Consider the following 15,965-nt stretch of genomic DNA (forward strand, 5'->3'; position numbering starts at 1 on the left):
AGAATATTCTTTCTTTTTTATATATTATACTATATTTTTAAGTACACTGTGATTTTTCCTTTCTTAGGGTAATGCCCCATTACCATCAACTTAAAAAATTGGCATTTCCCCATATTGAAAAAAATGAGCTGAATTATTATAAATAACTCTGGAAAGATAAAGTTTTCATTTTGGGGATACTTCAAAATATTAGCCTGATGGACATAGGTATCACCACATGTCCACGGATTAAAGAAAGAGCCTATTATTAAACTGTACCCTACTCTTTGGGTCTGAAGAGGTGCTATAGATGAATGTAAAGACATATAGGGCTCAAGTGTTTTCTTGGTCTAAGGAGACCAAGGTAGAAATAGTAGAACTCATTTCCGCCGGCATAGGTATGGCCGGACCTGTTCTGTTCGCCACAGTTCTAGGCTATCCCGCTCTTGGTTTTGCTGCATCAGTCGGCAGTTTGGCAGTCAGTAGCGTGAAAGTCGGTTCGAGTTTTATAAATCACGGGAAAAATTTGGCATCAGCACTGATATCAATAGTGCTTGCTGCGATTGCTGCTGTTCTCTCTTTCGGACATGGCTATCTAACATTTGGAGTCTTGATCCTGCTGGTAAGCCTTGCTGCGTTAATTGGCGGATATAGTCGTGCCTTGGCGGTGGAAACAACACGCTTTTTCGTATTCCTGATCATCATCCTCAATATGGTCGATCAGACGGAGTACCGGATGGAACTAATTTTTTCAATCTTAGCAGGGGCGATTTGGACCGTCAGTATCAGCTTGGTGCTAGGCATCTGGGTACACCGTTGTTTTAAATCATCGCTGGATGGAGCTGTGAAAGGGCCAACATCGAAAAAAATCATTCTATGGCGGAATTCTCTTGCACACCTATCCGGTTGGCAATTCCCAATCAGGCTCGCATTATGTTTAGGTATAGCTGAGGGATTGCGAATACTTTGGCCCGAGCACCACTTCTATTGGATTGCAATTACCGTAGCGATCCTTACTCAGCGGAAAATAGAACTCTTTCCAATCAAAACAACACAACGAGTGCTTGGTACAGTAATCGGCGTGATTGTTGCGAGTTTGCTTCTCGCAACTAGCCTACCAATTTGGGGGTTGGTTATAAGTATCGGGCTATTTGCAGGTGTTCGACCTCTTCTAAAGGTTCGAAATTATCTTGTATACTCTGCAACCATGATCCCGCTCATTATTTTGATCATGGAAGCCGGAAAACCGTTCCAGTTTATCATTCTGTTCGACCGTGTATTTGCAACCCTTATCGGCGCAGTCATCGTGATTGCAGTGAACTTGATATTCAGTAGAGCGATGGCGAAATCAGTGTAAAGGTGGTTATCTAGCGAAAGATGCTTTAATATTTCGGGTATCTTTTCTAGTTGAACAAAATCCCCCCTAAAATGAAAAAATACGCTATTCTTTCTGTAGAATCATAAGAAAGGATGGCGTTTTTGTATGTCTATTTCTGTATCTGATGAATTACAACTATTTGCTAAAAAACTATATGGAAGGGAAAGTAAGTATGAAGAAAACGAAACAGTGGCCTGGCGAATCTGCATTTTCTTTCTTCGGAAACGCAATTATTCTATATGGAATTCCTTTCACTTTTCACCCTCTTTTTATTACTATATCGAAAACGTGTATTATACAAAAAAAGCAGAAACAGCTCATAGCCGTTTCTGCTTTTTCTACTATATATTAAAAGAACTTCAATTTACCTTTTTTAAGAACTAATAAAGGTCCGCCTAGTAAGAATAAGTAACGGTTGTCGATTACTTTCTTCATGAATGAAGCTTTCCAACCTGTTAACTTTTTACCCATAACAACGCCCATTGCATCGTCATGACCTAATGAACATACAGATCCTTTATTATCAAATGCAAACTTTTTCATTTCGCCTTTGCCGCGAACTAACACAGTTAAATTGTGTGCAATATTATAACCTTCTTGAATTGCAATCTGTGCTGTTGGTGGGTATGGACGGTTAATCTCCTCATTGATGATTAACGCTGCGTCACCAACCATGAATACATCCTCATGACCCGGAGCGTGCATGTACTCATCCACTTTAATACGTCCGCGCATTGCTTCAAATCCAGACTCTTCCACAATACCGTTACCACGAACACCTGCAGCCCAAACTACAGTTTCAGATTTAAGAAGTTCAGCATCATCACCGTTTGCAACGATAATACCTTCTTCAGTTGCTTCCTTAATTGCTGTACCGATGCGGAATTCTACACCTTTTTTCTCAAGTTGTTTTACAGCGTACTCTACTAATGCTGGATCGAAACCAGGAAGTGCTGTTGGAGCAGCTTCTACACAGATGATACGTGCTTTTTCACGTGGAACGTCGTACTCTTTGCAAAGTTCAGGAATACGATTTGCAAGCTCACCTACGTACTCGATGCCAGTAAATCCAGCGCCACCAACAACGATTGTTACTAACTCATCGCGTTTTTCAGTCGCATATTGAGCGAATTTTTCTTCCATATGCTCACGAATTTGACGAGTTGCATTAATGTTAGTGATTGAGAATGCATGCTCTTTTAATCCTTTAATTCCGAACGTTTCTGATTCGAAACCAAGACCGATTACTAAGTAATCATACTCTAATTCACCATCTTTTAAGATAATACGTTTTTCAGCAGCTTTAATCTCTACTACTGTATCTTGTACAAAGTTCACTTTATTTGTATCGATAACGTCTTGAATATCTAGACAGATTTTATCATCTTGTAATGTACCAGCTGCACTCTCATGTAACCAAGTTGCTTGGTAGTGATAGCTGTTGTTGTTTACTAACGTAATTTCAGCTTCACTTACAGATAATGTTTTTTGCAGACGAACAGTCGTAATCATCCCGCCATAACCTGCACCTAAAACTACGATTTTTGGAGTCTTCACCAAATCACAACCCTTTTCTTTATATAATAGTAATTAAAAATAATACCAAGTACTAAAAACTCTATTTGTCAAGAATGTGGAATTTATCACATTCTATATCATAACAAAACGTAGTCAAAAAATCGTACGAAATTTGTCATAGAAATTTAACATAATACTTCCCTATATTAGTCGGTTTCATTCCATAATTCAAGCACCTAGAGAATTATCAATATTTTAAAATAACATAGCGTTTTCAAGGGTTTTTTAGCCTTTTTTTCATGTATTTTCCTTTCGTTATATTTTATACGATTCTAAAACATCTATGCGCAAACTTACTTATTATTCAGTCGTTTTCAGAAGTATTATTAACTGAAATATGCTATCATTTATTTGAAAGTGTCATCATTTGCAGGATTTTCGTGTACATATGAACAATATATGAAATCAATATTAAAATTCCATCTATAGGGGGAATGAAAGTGACAGAAAATCAAAAAGTTTACGACATAACGATTATTGGTGGTGGCCCAACAGGACTATTCACTGCATTTTATGGCGGAATGAGACAAGCAAGTGTAAAAATTATTGAAAGCTTACCTCAACTTGGAGGGCAATTATCCGCACTATATCCCGAAAAATATATTTATGATGTAGCTGGATTCCCAAAAGTGCGTGCACAAGAGTTAGTTGATAACTTAAAAGAGCAAATGAAGAAATTTGATCCAACTGTTTGCTTAGAGGAAGCTGTTGATACGCTTGAAAAACAAGCTGACGGTATATTTAAACTTGTTACAAATAAACAAACTCACTACTCTAAATCTGTCATTATTACTGCTGGTAATGGTGCTTTCCAACCACGCCGCTTAGAATTAGAAGGCGGGGCAAAATACGAAAAGAAAAACTTACATTATTTCGTTGATGATATGAATAAATTTGCTGGAAAACGCGTCGTTGTATTCGGCGGCGGTGACTCAGCAGTAGATTGGACAATGATGTTAGAACCGATTGCGGACAAAGTTACAATTGTTCATCGCCGTGATAAATTCCGTGCACATGAACATAGCGTAGAAAGCTTAATGAATTCCCGTGCAGAAGTAAGCACACCTTACGTTCCAGTTGAACTCATCGGTGATGATACTATTGAACAAGTTGTTCTTCAGCACGTAAAAACAGAAGAAAAAGTTATCATCGATGTTGATGACGTAATCGTAAACTACGGCTTCGTTTCTTCGCTTGGTCCAATTAAAAATTGGGGCTTAGATATTCAAAAGAACAGCATCCTCGTGAACTCAAAAATGGAAACAAATATTCCTGGCATTTACGCTGCTGGTGACATTTGTACATATGAAGGAAAAGTAAAACTCATTGCTTGCGGCTTTGGTGAAGCACCGACAGCAGTAAACAATGCAAAAGCTTACTTCGATCCAAACGCAAAACTTCAACCAATGCACAGCTCAAGTATGTTTTAATATAGAAATGAAAAGAACTCTTTTTACATGAAAGGAGTTCTTTTCATACTCTCTCCTTCTCCTAACTAAAATACATTCCAATTTTATAAAAAACACTACTTCCTTCCAAAATATGTTACAATAAAACAAGAACGTACGTTTCGTTTAATAAAGGGAGGTTTTATTAATGAAAGAACCTATTATCGTAAAAAAAGAAGCTTTCCAAGCAATCGGTGTCTCTATTACGACGACTAACGAAAAAGAAGCATCGACTGAAGGAAGGATTCCAATGCTTTGGAATCGCTACTTTCAAGAACAAATCATGCATCAAATTCCAAATCAACAAACAAAAGAAACATTCGCCTTCTATTCAAACTACGAATCAGATGAAACTGGTACGTATCAATTTACGATTGGTATGCCTGTTTCTTCATTAGAAGACGTTCCTGAAAATATGACAACTTTAACAATACCTGCTACTACGTATGCGGTATTTACAACGAGAAAGGGACCAGTTTCTGAAGTCGTTTGCGAGGCTTGGGAATATATTTGGCAATGGTCGAAAGAAAACAAACGTGCCTTTACAACAGATTTCGAACTGTATGATGAAAAAGCAACAGATCCAAATAACGTACAATTGAATATTTATATTGCATTAGCCTAAAACATTAAAAAGAAGATGCCCTTGGTATCTTCTTTTTTGTCGTGAAATAGCCACTGTGCAAATTCATTATTATTGTCTACAATGAGAAAGTGCAGTATAGAACTATTAGAAACTGTATAAAACGATTGTTAATAGGTTTTTCAGTCTAAAATCGGTACATAGAAAGGAAGCAATATGGAGGAACTACAACAAAATAAATCTGCTTTAGAAGGAAGCGGAAAACCGTTATTAAAAAATACGAACTTCCTTTTTCTTTGGGCAGCTACTCTCTTTTCAAGTTTTGCTTTAGCCTTTTTTACTTTTTCACAAACATGGTACATAGCAAAAACATTAAACCTTGAGGCTTCACTCGGTATTGTTTTCGTGGCTCTTAGTGTTCCAAGGCTCATCTTTATGATTATCGGCGGAGCATTAGCTGATAAATTCCCGAAAAAAAACATTATGTTTTATTCTAATATTATTCGCGCTATTCTTGTCGCAACCATTCTCACCTGGTTCATCGTCGGTGATGTAACACTATATACATTTGCCTTGTTCGCTTTGTTCTTCGGACTTGCTGACGCTTTCTTCTGGTCAGCCGATGGATCTATTCTGCCTGAACTTGTAGAAAAAAGCCGTTTAACACAAGCAAATTCACTTACTCAAATGACAAACCAAGCATCTGTCATTTTAGGACCTGTACTTGGCGGTATTCTCATTAAATTTACGAACTATGAGACAATTTTTTCAATTACAATCCTGCTACTCATTATCGCTGCAATACTCGTTCAAAAAATACAATTTACCGTACCCGAAAAAAATGAAACAGACAAAGGCATGTTCACTTCTATTAAAGAAGGAATCTTATACGTAAAGGAATCACCATTCCTTTCAACTTTCCTGATTTGTAGCGCCTTTCTAAACTTATTTTTAATCGGTCCGATGCAAGTCGGTTTCCCGCTTTTTGTTAAAAACGTTCTGCACGGTGATTCACTTCAGTTTAGTTACTTAGAAGCATCTGTCGGCGGTGGAATGGCGATAGGAGCTATCATTGTCGGGTTAAAAAACATTAACCGCAGACGTGGTCTATTTTGTATTATCATGATGCTACTGTCTGGTGTATTCTTCTTATCCATCAACTTTAGCACTGTACTTTGGCAAGCTCTATTAGCTGGAATGTTTTACGGTATTACAATTGCGATGGCTATCGTTCCACTTATGGCAATGATCCAATCAACAGTAAAAGAAGAGATGATGGGACGCGTTATGAGTTTACTCATGCTTTCATCGATGGGATTCATTCCGCTCTCTTACGCATTTACATCGCTTGCACTTGGGATCGGTATTCCAATTGTAACGGTTATGAAAAGCGGTGCAATCGCTGTTATCGTCTTCGTACTATTTGTAGCGATTCGTGTTCCAGTTGTAAGGAAATTCGATTAGCTACTAAGAGTCATGTATTATACGCATGACTCTTTTTTAAATGGATCGAATAACGGTATTCCCTTACTTCTCCTTAATGCCGCTCCCCACTCTAATCCAATTTCTAAAAATAAATCTCGCATCGTACTATACAACAGTGCTCCAACATCTTTACGAATTTCTCCGTACTTATACGCCCTCACAACACTTTTAGCCCGCCAAATTAAATTTCCATACGCTTCTTCATCAGCTAAAATCTGGCCTAATAAAACACCTTGCTCTAGTAATCCGCTTTTTTTGTAAGCAAGCTCCACTTTACTCCAAAGTGTATTAAGCTTCTTCGGATTACTCGTCATCGGCACCAGTGCGTATATAAAAGGCTTTGGTATATCGTGACGACAATACGTTTCATCAAGCTCGTACGTTACTTTTCTTTTCTCTTTTATTTGTGGAATGTTTTTAGAAAGAATTGTTTCTCCCGCGCATTTTTGCTCATTTCCACTACAGCCATCTGCACAATCACCACTTTCACATGCGGACATTTTCATACGGTCATCCATGCGGTCAATCGCAGATGTAAGAAAAACATATAAGTTTGCACTGTACCCACCGCGCTTATATCTCTCCTTTGTCGCAACACGCTTTATAATTCCTAGTTCCTCTAGCTTTGCAATTGAGCGGCGTACTGTACGCATACTCTTTCCGACATTTGTAGCAATCGTCTCCATTAACGGACAAGCAACCCCCACTGTTTTTTGTTTCTCATTCACCGCATACTTTCCTAAAAAATGAATAATGATAGAATCAGTTTTATTCAATTGAAATCGATAGCATTTAAAAACTTGTTTTTGATATGTATTAAACTCTTCTTTACTTCGAAATTCACTGTATGGTTTCATTAAATTATATAAGCTTCCCATTTCTATCACCTCATTTTATAAGTAAGAGGCAGTAAGCGAAATTGGCGTGATAGTTAATATTTTTTATTGGAGATGACAATATGATCGTAATTAGCGCTTGTTTAGGTGGTATCGCTTGCCGTTATGACGGTAACGATAATCTCGTTTCAAAAATAGAAGAGTTATTACAAAGGGAAGACACCATCCTCGTTTGTCCTGAAGTATTAGGAGGATTACCAACGCCTCGCCCTTCAGCTGAAATTATTGGAGGAAATGGCGATGACGTTTTAGACGGAAAAGCGCAAGTGATGACAAAAGATGGTGAAGATGTCACGGAGGCTTTCGTGTTTGGTGCTTATAAAGCATTAGAACAAATAAAAGGTTTAAACCCAGAATATATTATTTTAAAAGAACGCAGTCCATCTTGTGGTAGTTCTACTATTTACACAGGAGAATTTAATGGCAATAAACAAATCGGTTACGGGGTAACAACAGCTTTATTTAAAAGACATGGATTTAAAGTCATTTCAGAAGAGGATTTTGAGAACGAAAAAAGGAATTGACCCTGTTCGTCAATTCCTTTTCTAACTGTCTTATTTCACACCTAGTTTTTCTTTCACTTTCGCAGGAAGCTCGTCTTTCTTCACTTCTTCCCAAGCTGTTACACCTTTTTTATCTGAGTGGAATACACGTAGGAATGCTTCTTTACGAAGATTTTTCACAGCGGTAAATTCCATTTCTTTTTCTTTACCATCCTTATCAAATCCAGGTAACTTATACTCGAATGATTTGTGCGGCTGATCATTATCAACTTTTTCATTCTTTTCGATTCCATCAGTAGTAATTTGAACGTAGTACTCATCTTTACCCATACGGTTTAAATCACAGCCAACTAATAGACTTGCAAATACAACTAAAATACTAAAAAGTGCAATATATCTTTTCATTTCCTTCACCTCATGTGTTTTTCTTATATTGTTATCTTAAAGCCTAAGCTTTAAAGAAGAAATTCAAAAACATGACATGAACATTACACTTTTGTAAGATAACAATTATTTCTTCACTTTAGAAATCGTCATCCCGTCACCAATTGGAATGAGTACAGATTCTAAATTCGGATGAGTTGCTACTATTTCATTAAACTTCTTCATAACTTCTGTATAACGTTTTGATTTCACACTTTCATCTGCTACACTACCACCAGCTAGAACATTATCTGTAACAATTACAGCTCCTGGCTTAGCAAGTTTAATACAGTATGTTAAATAGTTTTCATAATTCTCTTTATCAGCGTCGATAAAGAAGAAATCAAATCGCTTATTATCACTAGCTAATATTTCAAGACTTTGTAAAGCAGCACCAGTCATATACGACACTTGTTTTCCAAATCCCGCTTTATGTAGATTGCTATGTGCTACCTCTGCATATTTCTCTTCTAGTTCAAGAGAAGTTAACGTACCCTCTTCCCCAAAACCTTTCGCAAGACAAATTCCGCTATAACCACCTAATGCACCTATTTCTAAAATATCTTTCGCTCCAGAAATAGAAACTATCATCGTTAAAAGTTTGCCCGAAGAAGGCGATACCGATATCGGAGGCATTTCGTTTTCTTTTATGGAAGCAATCACTTCATCCAAAAGAGCATCTTGACCACAAAATACTGAATCGATATAACGATTAATTTGTTTCATCAGATGCAGTCCCTTGCTCTAGATTTGCCTTCTCATCTAACATAGGCGCTTCTTCTGTTTCACTCTCATGTATTTCAAATAGTTGTGTAAATTCATTAATGACCATATCAATTGCCTTCAGTTCCCCCACTAAAATTTGCTGAATGGACTGGAATTCCGGCTCACTTAACTGCTGCTTAATCGTAGCACGCTTCAAATTCATCATTTCTAAAAAGGCAATCGCTCTCCCGCGGCGAAACGTTTTCGGCCCGCGATGATGTGATCCATCTCTTCCTTTATGACGTTCACCACGGTGGTGTCCTTCTTTCATGAACTTATCTTTTCCCATTTCAAATCCCCCTTTGTATACAAATGTATACATGTTTTATACCCTTAATCGTATACATTTGTATACAACATGTCAAAATAAAAGAAAAACCCTTTATGAAAAAGGGAGCATTTAACTCCTTTCTCATAAGGGTTTTATCATGTAAATCTTTATTAGAGCTAATAACGTCTTCCACGCCAATTTTTCCACTTGTCACGAATCTTATCACGGAATTTCCTTATACCGCTTATTACACCCTCTATTACGCACTCTATTATGATATCTATTACAATGTAACTTACAAATCTAATTATAGGTTTAATCACATATCTCCCTACGAACTCAAAAATATCGTCAATCTTGCGTCCCCTCCCGTAATTAATTTACTATCGTGGTAACCCATCTTCTACTACCTGCGTAACAGTCCCATTCGGTTCGAAGATTACGCGTAATGTTCCTTCGCCGCCATACCCGGTATAGCCGTATACTGAATACGATTTATATTTCTCAATCATACGTGGCTGTCCAATCGCTGCTTTTACCTGATTTGCGGTCATACCTTTTTTGATTTTCAAATAGTGATTATAGTCTACTTCCGCCGAATCGTTATTTACATCTTTATACCACGGTACGCGGTCGTTTTTTTCTTCATATTCCTTTACAGGCTCTTCACTGCGTTTCGTAGATACCTGATTCTCTTTATCCGCATCCCTTATAGCAGTACGTTCAATATTTACAACGTAGCCATACGTATTTAATTCAACCATAATTTCATATGTACCATCCGTATCCTTTTCAGTATAAAATACGCGTTTTTCCTTGTTATTATAATGTTTTAGGTTCTCACCACCGTAGTCAATCTCGTTAAGAATATCCGTATATGTCATGCCTTCCTCAATTTTTTTAGCTTCATCACTAGAAATATAACGCTTCTGTGACGATTTAGCATCCTCATATTTAATGCTGTCACGTTTGCTCGTAGTCATAGGCGTTTCCTTCTGTTCTTTTAGTACTTCCGCTTCCGATTTCACTTGTTGCTTTGCTCCCGCTTTTGTTAACACGTCTGTATCGTTAGAACAAGCTCCAAATATTGATGCTGTAGCCAACGTCATCCCTAATAACAGTACTTTCTTAAATGACTTCATTGTAATTCCCCCGGTATTTTTTAATGTCTAGTAATCTGCGTATTTTAATTAATATGGAATTAGTCAGTTCTATGTAATTTAATATAGACTTCCTCTTCATGCATCCTCTTTAGCCTTCTTCTTGCATATATTCACTATCTTTGTCCTGCTCTTTTTCTTTTTAAAGGCAAAAGAAAAGACCTTCTAACGATTTGATCTCATCGCTAAGAAGGTCTTTATATGCAACCTACCCATTCAATTTCCATTTAGCATAACGGAATGAAAAAACTTAGCACTCTTCCGGCTTACCAGCATTCGACGATGTACGGAAAGATGATCCGCATCCACATGATGCAATTGCGTTTGGATTATCAATTGTGAATCCGCCGCCAAGCATAGATTGCTTATAGTCAACTTTCACTCCTTTAACAATCGGAGCACTTTCTTTATCGATAACAAATTCAACACCGAAAAACTCAAGAACTGTGTCGTCTTCCTTTGGTTCTACTTCAAATCCTAAGCCGTAAGAAAGACCACTACATCCGCCGCCATGTACAGCAAGGCGCACGTACTTCTCTCCATCTTCAGCATCTTTTAACATATCTTTAATTTGAAAAGCTGCTTGTTCTGTTACTTCAATCATGAAATACACCATCCTTTCTGTTCTCATTCTATTATACATCTTTACGCTTCTATCTTGTACTCATACACTCCGCGGCAAATTATTTCCGCAGGTCCTTTCATTAATACATTTCCTTCTTCTGTCCATGCGATCATTAGGTCGCCGCCTGCTAAGTGAACTGTAATTTCTTTATCGTGTTCCATTTTTCCATTTAAAATTGCCGCAACGACAGCTGCGCATGCTCCTGTCCCGCAAGCTTGTGTTACACCAGATCCACGTTCCCAAACACGGAAATTCATCTCTTCATCATTCAAAATCTCGATGAATTCAACATTCACTCGCTCTGGGAACATTTCATGTGTCTCAAGAACCGGTCCTAACGTTGTAAGAGGCGCTTTTTCTACATCATCAACAAAAATAACCGCATGCGGATTCCCCATTGAAACAGCTGTAAATGCATAACGGTGATTATTGTATAAGAAGTTTTCACGAATAAATGGCGTTTCTCCTTCACCAAGCATCGGTATCTCTTCACGTGTTAAACGAGGTGCTCCCATGTCGATTTTCGCTAATGTAACTTTGTCATCTTCTACCGTTACTTCTGCCGTAACAATACCAGCTAACGTTTCAATTGTGAAAACTTTACCTTCTACTAGTTTATGCTCATACGCATATTTCGCTACGCAGCGTAAACCATTTCCACAGCTCTTTCCTTCTGAACCATCGTTATTAAACATGCGCATTTTTACTGGTGCCACGTCAGAAGGACAAATTAAAATCATTCCATCTGCACCAATACCAGTATTAATATTTGAAACCTTTTCGGCTACAAGAGCTAAATCTTCTTCTCTAATTTGTTCCTCAAACATATTTACATATATATAACTATTTCCAAGACCATGCATTTTTGTAAAAGAAAATTGGCTCATTTTTATTCACTCCAAAAATAATTTATTATTTCAAGTATAAAATGCATGCTTTTAGAACACAATATGAATGTCCCCCCTTTCTCATATTTGACAGTATTTTGGCAATAAGCCGTTCTTACACAAATCGCGTAAGAAAAAAGCCCTTCTAAAAGGGCCTTTTTTTTCGAAATAAACACTCCTAATAAAGTGAAACTTTAATCAGTGGGGGTTTTGTTCATCCCCCACTGATTATTAGCCTTCACCAATCGGGCTTCTACGGGCAGCACGACTCCCGCAAATAGCGGGATAAATGAAAAAAAAAAAAAAAACGTTGCCTGTTTGCAACGCTTTAAAACATTGGATTTTCATCCATATAATCATATACATTATTTACAAGTTCTTCTACTGTTGCCCCTTGTACAACTTCACCATTTACAAGTGCAAATGGACCTTCAAAACAGATGCCACAATATCCTAAACAACCATATTCCATTACGTCTAAATTAGGATCTTTTTCTAATTTTTCTAAAGCCGCTTGCGAACCGCTTGCAAGATTACCTACACAAAATTCGATTAATGGTTTAATCAAAACTCTCCCCCCTGTATCTCTAAACAAATTACCATTTACTTTAGCAGGTATGTGCATACCTAATTTGCGAAACGGATAAGTAACCCTCTCTACTTGTTACCATTTCACTTTATTTATAAGAAGAAAACTAAGCTGTTTCTTGTTGTTTTCGTTATATATTCTAAACTATTTAGTTACTTCACTATTTCACTTCAAAATAGATAGTCTTCTTTATATAACATACTACTCATAATGAAATAGTAAATAGTAACTAGAAAATGAAAACAGTTTACTTTACTTTTCTTCTTATTGTACAACAGAGTATTCATTCATGCATTGTTATTTGTTCACAAATTCGATATAATTTGATTGTGTAAAGTCAAAATATTTTATTAATATAAAATTGTATGATTAGGGGATATTTCAACAGAAAAGGGGTAATCCATCATGAAACACCTCGTACTACTAGGTGGTGGCTACGGTGGAATGAGAATTCTGCAGCGGCTACTTCCAAGCAACCAACTTCCAGATGATGTACAAGTGACATTAATCGACAAAGTACCATACCATTGCTTTAAAACTGAATATTATGCATTAGTTGCGGGTACAATTTCAGAAACGCATATTCGTATACCGTTTCCTGAGCACCCACGTCTCAATATTCAATACGGCACAGTAACAAATATTGACCTCGAAACGAAAGCCGTTCATCTCGATGGCGGTGAAACGATTCAATATGATGATTTAATTATCGGGCTTGGCTGTGAAGATAAATATCATAACGTTCCTGGGGCGAAGGAATATACACATAGCCTACAATCAATTGAACAGACACGTAAGACATATGAACAATTAAATAGCTTAGAACCAAATGCAACAGTGGCTGTCGTTGGGGCTGGTTTAAGCGGCGTTGAAGTGGCAAGTGAACTTCGTGAGAGCCGTTCAGATTTGAAAATCTATTTATTTGATCGAAAAGATAGAATTTTATTCCCGTATCCAGAGAAATTAAGTAGATACGTAGAAGAATGGTTTGTAAAACATAAAGTTACCATTATACGAAACTCTAACATTACAAAAGTGGAACCAAACATTGTATACAACCATGATGAACCACTTGAATGTGATGCAATCGTATGGACAGCTGGTATTCAAGCAAATGAAGTTGTTCGAAACCTTCCAGTTGAACAAGATGGTAGCGGACGGGTTGTTTTAACAAAATATCACAATATTCCAAATAACGATCACGTTTATGTAGTAGGAGATTGTGCAGCACTTCCACACGCACCATCTGCTCAACTTGCTGAAGGTCAAGGAGAACAAATTGTCCAAATATTATTAAAACGTTGGAATAATGAACCACTTCCTGATGAACTGCCTGTTATTAAATTAAAAGGTGTTCTCGGTTCTCTCGGCAAAAAACACGGATTTGGTTTACTAGCAAACCAACCATTAATGGGGCGTGTACCGAGATTATTAAAATCCGGTCTTCTTTGGATGTACAAATATCATAATGGTTAATACTTTAAAGGCTGCCTACATAGTAGACAGCCTTTTTCTATTCATTTTTTTAAAAATAACTTTCTCAATATAGATTCACAAAATTTTTACATTTTAATATTAAAAACTATCGATGAAAAGTGTATGCTATTTGTAAGTTGTTTTATTATTTCCTTTAAGACCGAATTCATTCGGTCTTATTTTTTATGTTGTAAATACTTTTACAGGAGGCATTACATTTCACTTATGAACTTAATGAAACTAAACGATCGAATAGAAGCAAAGAAGAAAGAATTGATCTATCTCGTTGAAAAGTATGGATTCACTCATGATAAAGTGATTTCTTTCAGTCAAGAATTAGATCGTTTACTTAATTTGTTAATAGAGCTCAAAACTAAGAAAAAACGTTGCTCATTATAACCTTATTTTTCTATTTCCCTCTCTTTTTTGATACGATATAACTAGAATCAGAAAGGAGCAACTTATGTTTATATTAAAAGACATCAAATATAAAGATATTCTACACATTCCTTACTTACAAATTCAACAAGAAAAAATAACTTGTATTATCGGTGAAAGTGGTAGCGGAAAAAGCACATTACTTCGTATGTTAAACGATTTACAATCGCCAACATCTGGCACAATTGAATATGACGGAAAATCTATTTTAGATTATCCTCCCATTCAATTACGCCGTGAAGTTGTCATGCTCGGACAAACTCCGCCTATTTTTGATGGAACAATTAAAGATAATTTATTAATGGGACTTCGATTTTCTGAAAAGCCATTTCCAAATGACGATGCCCTGCGGGACTCATTAACGACTGTTAGTCTAGATAAAAAATTAGAAGATAGCGCCTCTTCTTTATCAGGTGGCGAAAAACAAAGACTTGCTTTCGCTCGTATTATACTAATGGATCCGCCCGTCTATTTATTAGATGAACCAACTTCGGCATTAGATAGCGATACAGAACGCCGCGTTATGAAACAATTTACTATACTGGCAAGAGAAAAGAAAAAAACAGTTATCTTCATCACGCATTCGCAACAACTTCCAGAAGAAATTGCAGACGATATTATTGAAATTAGTAAAACAAATGGTGCTACTAGAAAGGAAGTGCTCTCAGTTGAAGGGCGTTATTGAACTCCAAATTTGGCAACTTGCCGCTGCATATATTTTTATTCTTATTTTAATCGGGCTTGTAAAACTAAAAGGAATACCACGCGAGAAACAAATCGCGCTCGCAACATTCCGTATGACGATTCAGCTCGTACTCGTTGCTTACGTCCTAACATACGTATTTGAAAATAGTAACCCATTTTATACAATTGCTCTCATTACTTCTATTACTACCTTTGCAATTTTCAACATTTATAAACGAGTTAACATCCCGATGTCTAAAGAGTTAAAACGAGTAGCTGCTCTTTCTATGGTTGCTGGCTCAATCGGACCATTGCTACTATTTATCTTCGTTATTATCGGTCATGATCCCTGGTATGCTCCGCAGTATATCGTTCCTATTGCCGGTATGCTAATCGGTAATGCCATGACAGGTATTTGCCTCGGGGCAAATACCTTTTTAAACAGTATGAAATCACAAAGAGATCATATCGAAGGTGCACTTATGCTCGGCGCAACACCGAAAGAAGCAGCTGCTCCGCTCATCCGAGACGCTTTTGACTCTGCCATTTTACCAACAATTAATTCTATGGTCGGAATGGGAATTATAAGCTTACCAGGCATGATGACAGGACAAATTTTATCCGGTGTATCACCATTTACAGCTATTCAATATCAAATTGCGATTATACTTGGTATTTCTGGAAGTACAGCTTTCTCTGTTATTATCTTCTTACAGCTTGGATATAAAACGTTCTTTAATAAGCGGTGCCAGTTGAAAGAGGTTGAAGCACAATCATAAAAAAGACGCTCTGCAAGT

At 37.0% G+C, this 15,965-nt stretch carries 20 protein-coding genes; 10 read left to right on the forward strand and 10 right to left on the reverse strand.

Annotated features, from left to right (window positions below):
- Nucleotides 1-289: 289 nt before the first annotated feature.
- Together ACFVQC_RS27645 and ACFVQC_RS27650 are read left to right on the forward strand one after the other, a co-directional pair.
- Entirely contained in the window at nt 290-1,336 is a 1,047-nt protein-coding gene (locus tag ACFVQC_RS27645) for an FUSC family protein (protein ID WP_377899878.1), read from the forward strand.
- A 193-nt stretch (nt 1,337-1,529) separates the two neighbouring features.
- Nucleotides 1,530-1,709, forward strand: coding sequence for a hypothetical protein (locus tag ACFVQC_RS27650; RefSeq protein ID WP_377894391.1), 180 nt, complete (start codon nt 1,530-1,532; stop codon nt 1,707-1,709).
- On the opposite strand, the gene ACFVQC_RS27655 is transcribed toward ACFVQC_RS27650, so the two are convergent.
- Nucleotides 1,706-2,914: an NAD(P)/FAD-dependent oxidoreductase gene (locus tag ACFVQC_RS27655; RefSeq protein ID WP_002067919.1), complete on the reverse strand. Its 1,209-nt coding sequence runs from the start codon at nt 2,912-2,914 to the stop codon at nt 1,706-1,708. The genes ACFVQC_RS27650 and ACFVQC_RS27655 overlap by 4 nt on opposite strands.
- 461 nt (nt 2,915-3,375) lie before the next feature.
- Here ACFVQC_RS27655 and ACFVQC_RS27660 point away from each other — a divergent pair, with 461 nt between their 5' ends.
- From ACFVQC_RS27660 to ACFVQC_RS27670, 3 genes are all read left to right on the forward strand, one after another.
- A complete protein-coding gene (locus tag ACFVQC_RS27660) occupies nt 3,376-4,365 on the forward strand; it encodes an NAD(P)/FAD-dependent oxidoreductase (protein ID WP_002145100.1) in 990 nt (329 codons plus the stop codon).
- A gap of 166 nt (nt 4,366-4,531) precedes the next feature.
- Nucleotides 4,532-5,008, forward strand: coding sequence for a GyrI-like domain-containing protein (locus ACFVQC_RS27665; protein ID WP_002112609.1), 477 nt, complete (start codon nt 4,532-4,534; stop codon nt 5,006-5,008).
- A 174-nt stretch (nt 5,009-5,182) separates the two neighbouring features.
- A complete protein-coding gene (locus ACFVQC_RS27670) occupies nt 5,183-6,430 on the forward strand; it encodes an MFS transporter (protein WP_002145098.1) in 1,248 nt (415 codons plus the stop codon).
- 17 nt (nt 6,431-6,447) lie between these two features.
- Here ACFVQC_RS27670 and ACFVQC_RS27675 read toward each other — a convergent pair whose 3' ends face one another.
- Entirely contained in the window at nt 6,448-7,329 is an 882-nt protein-coding gene (locus tag ACFVQC_RS27675) for a helix-turn-helix domain-containing protein (RefSeq protein WP_377899879.1), read from the reverse strand.
- Between the two features lie 80 nt (nt 7,330-7,409).
- Here ACFVQC_RS27675 and ACFVQC_RS27680 point away from each other — a divergent pair, with 80 nt between their 5' ends.
- Nucleotides 7,410-7,871 carry a 2-thiouracil desulfurase family protein gene (locus ACFVQC_RS27680; protein WP_016096624.1) on the forward strand — a complete coding sequence of 154 codons (462 nt, stop codon included), beginning with the start codon at nt 7,410-7,412 and terminating at the stop codon, nt 7,869-7,871.
- Between the two features lie 30 nt (nt 7,872-7,901).
- Here the strand turns inward: ACFVQC_RS27680 and ACFVQC_RS27685 are convergent, their stop codons facing one another.
- The 8 genes from ACFVQC_RS27685 to ACFVQC_RS27720 form a co-directional block, all read right to left on the reverse strand.
- Complete coding sequence (locus tag ACFVQC_RS27685; protein ID WP_377894401.1) at nt 7,902-8,255, reverse strand: YxeA family protein; 354 nt, start codon at nt 8,253-8,255, stop codon at nt 7,902-7,904.
- Between the two features lie 105 nt (nt 8,256-8,360).
- On the reverse strand, nt 8,361-8,999 hold the full coding sequence (locus tag ACFVQC_RS27690) for an O-methyltransferase (RefSeq protein WP_000809684.1): 639 nt from the start codon (nt 8,997-8,999) through the stop codon (nt 8,361-8,363).
- On the reverse strand, nt 8,986-9,327 hold the full coding sequence (locus ACFVQC_RS27695; protein ID WP_377894403.1) for a hypothetical protein: 342 nt from the start codon (nt 9,325-9,327) through the stop codon (nt 8,986-8,988). Before ACFVQC_RS27695 ends, ACFVQC_RS27690 begins: the two co-directional genes overlap by 14 nt.
- A gap of 158 nt (nt 9,328-9,485) precedes the next feature.
- Nucleotides 9,486-9,665, reverse strand: coding sequence for a hypothetical protein (locus tag ACFVQC_RS27700; protein ID WP_377894420.1), 180 nt, complete (start codon nt 9,663-9,665; stop codon nt 9,486-9,488).
- Between the two features lie 27 nt (nt 9,666-9,692).
- Complete coding sequence (locus ACFVQC_RS27705; protein ID WP_377899880.1) at nt 9,693-10,451, reverse strand: hypothetical protein; 759 nt, start codon at nt 10,449-10,451, stop codon at nt 9,693-9,695.
- Nucleotides 10,452-10,719: 268 nt separating this feature from the next.
- Complete coding sequence (locus ACFVQC_RS27710) at nt 10,720-11,073, reverse strand: HesB/IscA family protein (protein WP_016106515.1); 354 nt, start codon at nt 11,071-11,073, stop codon at nt 10,720-10,722.
- A gap of 41 nt (nt 11,074-11,114) precedes the next feature.
- Nucleotides 11,115-11,981: a diaminopimelate epimerase gene (gene dapF, locus ACFVQC_RS27715; RefSeq protein ID WP_002145090.1), complete on the reverse strand. Its 867-nt coding sequence runs from the start codon at nt 11,979-11,981 to the stop codon at nt 11,115-11,117.
- 328 nt (nt 11,982-12,309) lie between these two features.
- Nucleotides 12,310-12,549, reverse strand: coding sequence for a YuzB family protein (locus ACFVQC_RS27720; RefSeq protein ID WP_002015892.1), 240 nt, complete (start codon nt 12,547-12,549; stop codon nt 12,310-12,312).
- A 426-nt stretch (nt 12,550-12,975) separates the two neighbouring features.
- Here ACFVQC_RS27720 and ACFVQC_RS27725 point away from each other — a divergent pair, with 426 nt between their 5' ends.
- The 4 genes from ACFVQC_RS27725 (at nt 12,976) to ACFVQC_RS27740 (ending at nt 15,947) form a co-directional block, all read left to right on the forward strand.
- Entirely contained in the window at nt 12,976-14,046 is a 1,071-nt protein-coding gene (locus ACFVQC_RS27725; protein WP_377899882.1) for an NAD(P)/FAD-dependent oxidoreductase, read from the forward strand.
- Nucleotides 14,047-14,271: 225 nt separating this feature from the next.
- Nucleotides 14,272-14,445 carry an aspartyl-phosphate phosphatase Spo0E family protein gene (locus tag ACFVQC_RS27730; protein ID WP_033717633.1) on the forward strand — a complete coding sequence of 58 codons (174 nt, stop codon included), beginning with the start codon at nt 14,272-14,274 and terminating at the stop codon, nt 14,443-14,445.
- A 64-nt stretch (nt 14,446-14,509) separates the two neighbouring features.
- Nucleotides 14,510-15,169 (forward strand): ABC transporter ATP-binding protein, encoded by a 660-nt coding sequence (locus ACFVQC_RS27735; RefSeq protein WP_377894410.1) that lies wholly within the window; start codon nt 14,510-14,512, stop codon nt 15,167-15,169.
- A complete protein-coding gene (locus tag ACFVQC_RS27740) occupies nt 15,153-15,947 on the forward strand; it encodes an ABC transporter permease (protein WP_377899883.1) in 795 nt (264 codons plus the stop codon). Before ACFVQC_RS27735 ends, ACFVQC_RS27740 begins: the two co-directional genes overlap by 17 nt.
- Nucleotides 15,948-15,965: the final 18 nt, after the last annotated feature.

It is taken from the genome of Bacillus sp. NPDC057893, from assembly GCF_042796455.1.
Lineage (GTDB): Bacteria > Bacillota > Bacilli > Bacillales > Bacillaceae_G > Bacillus_A.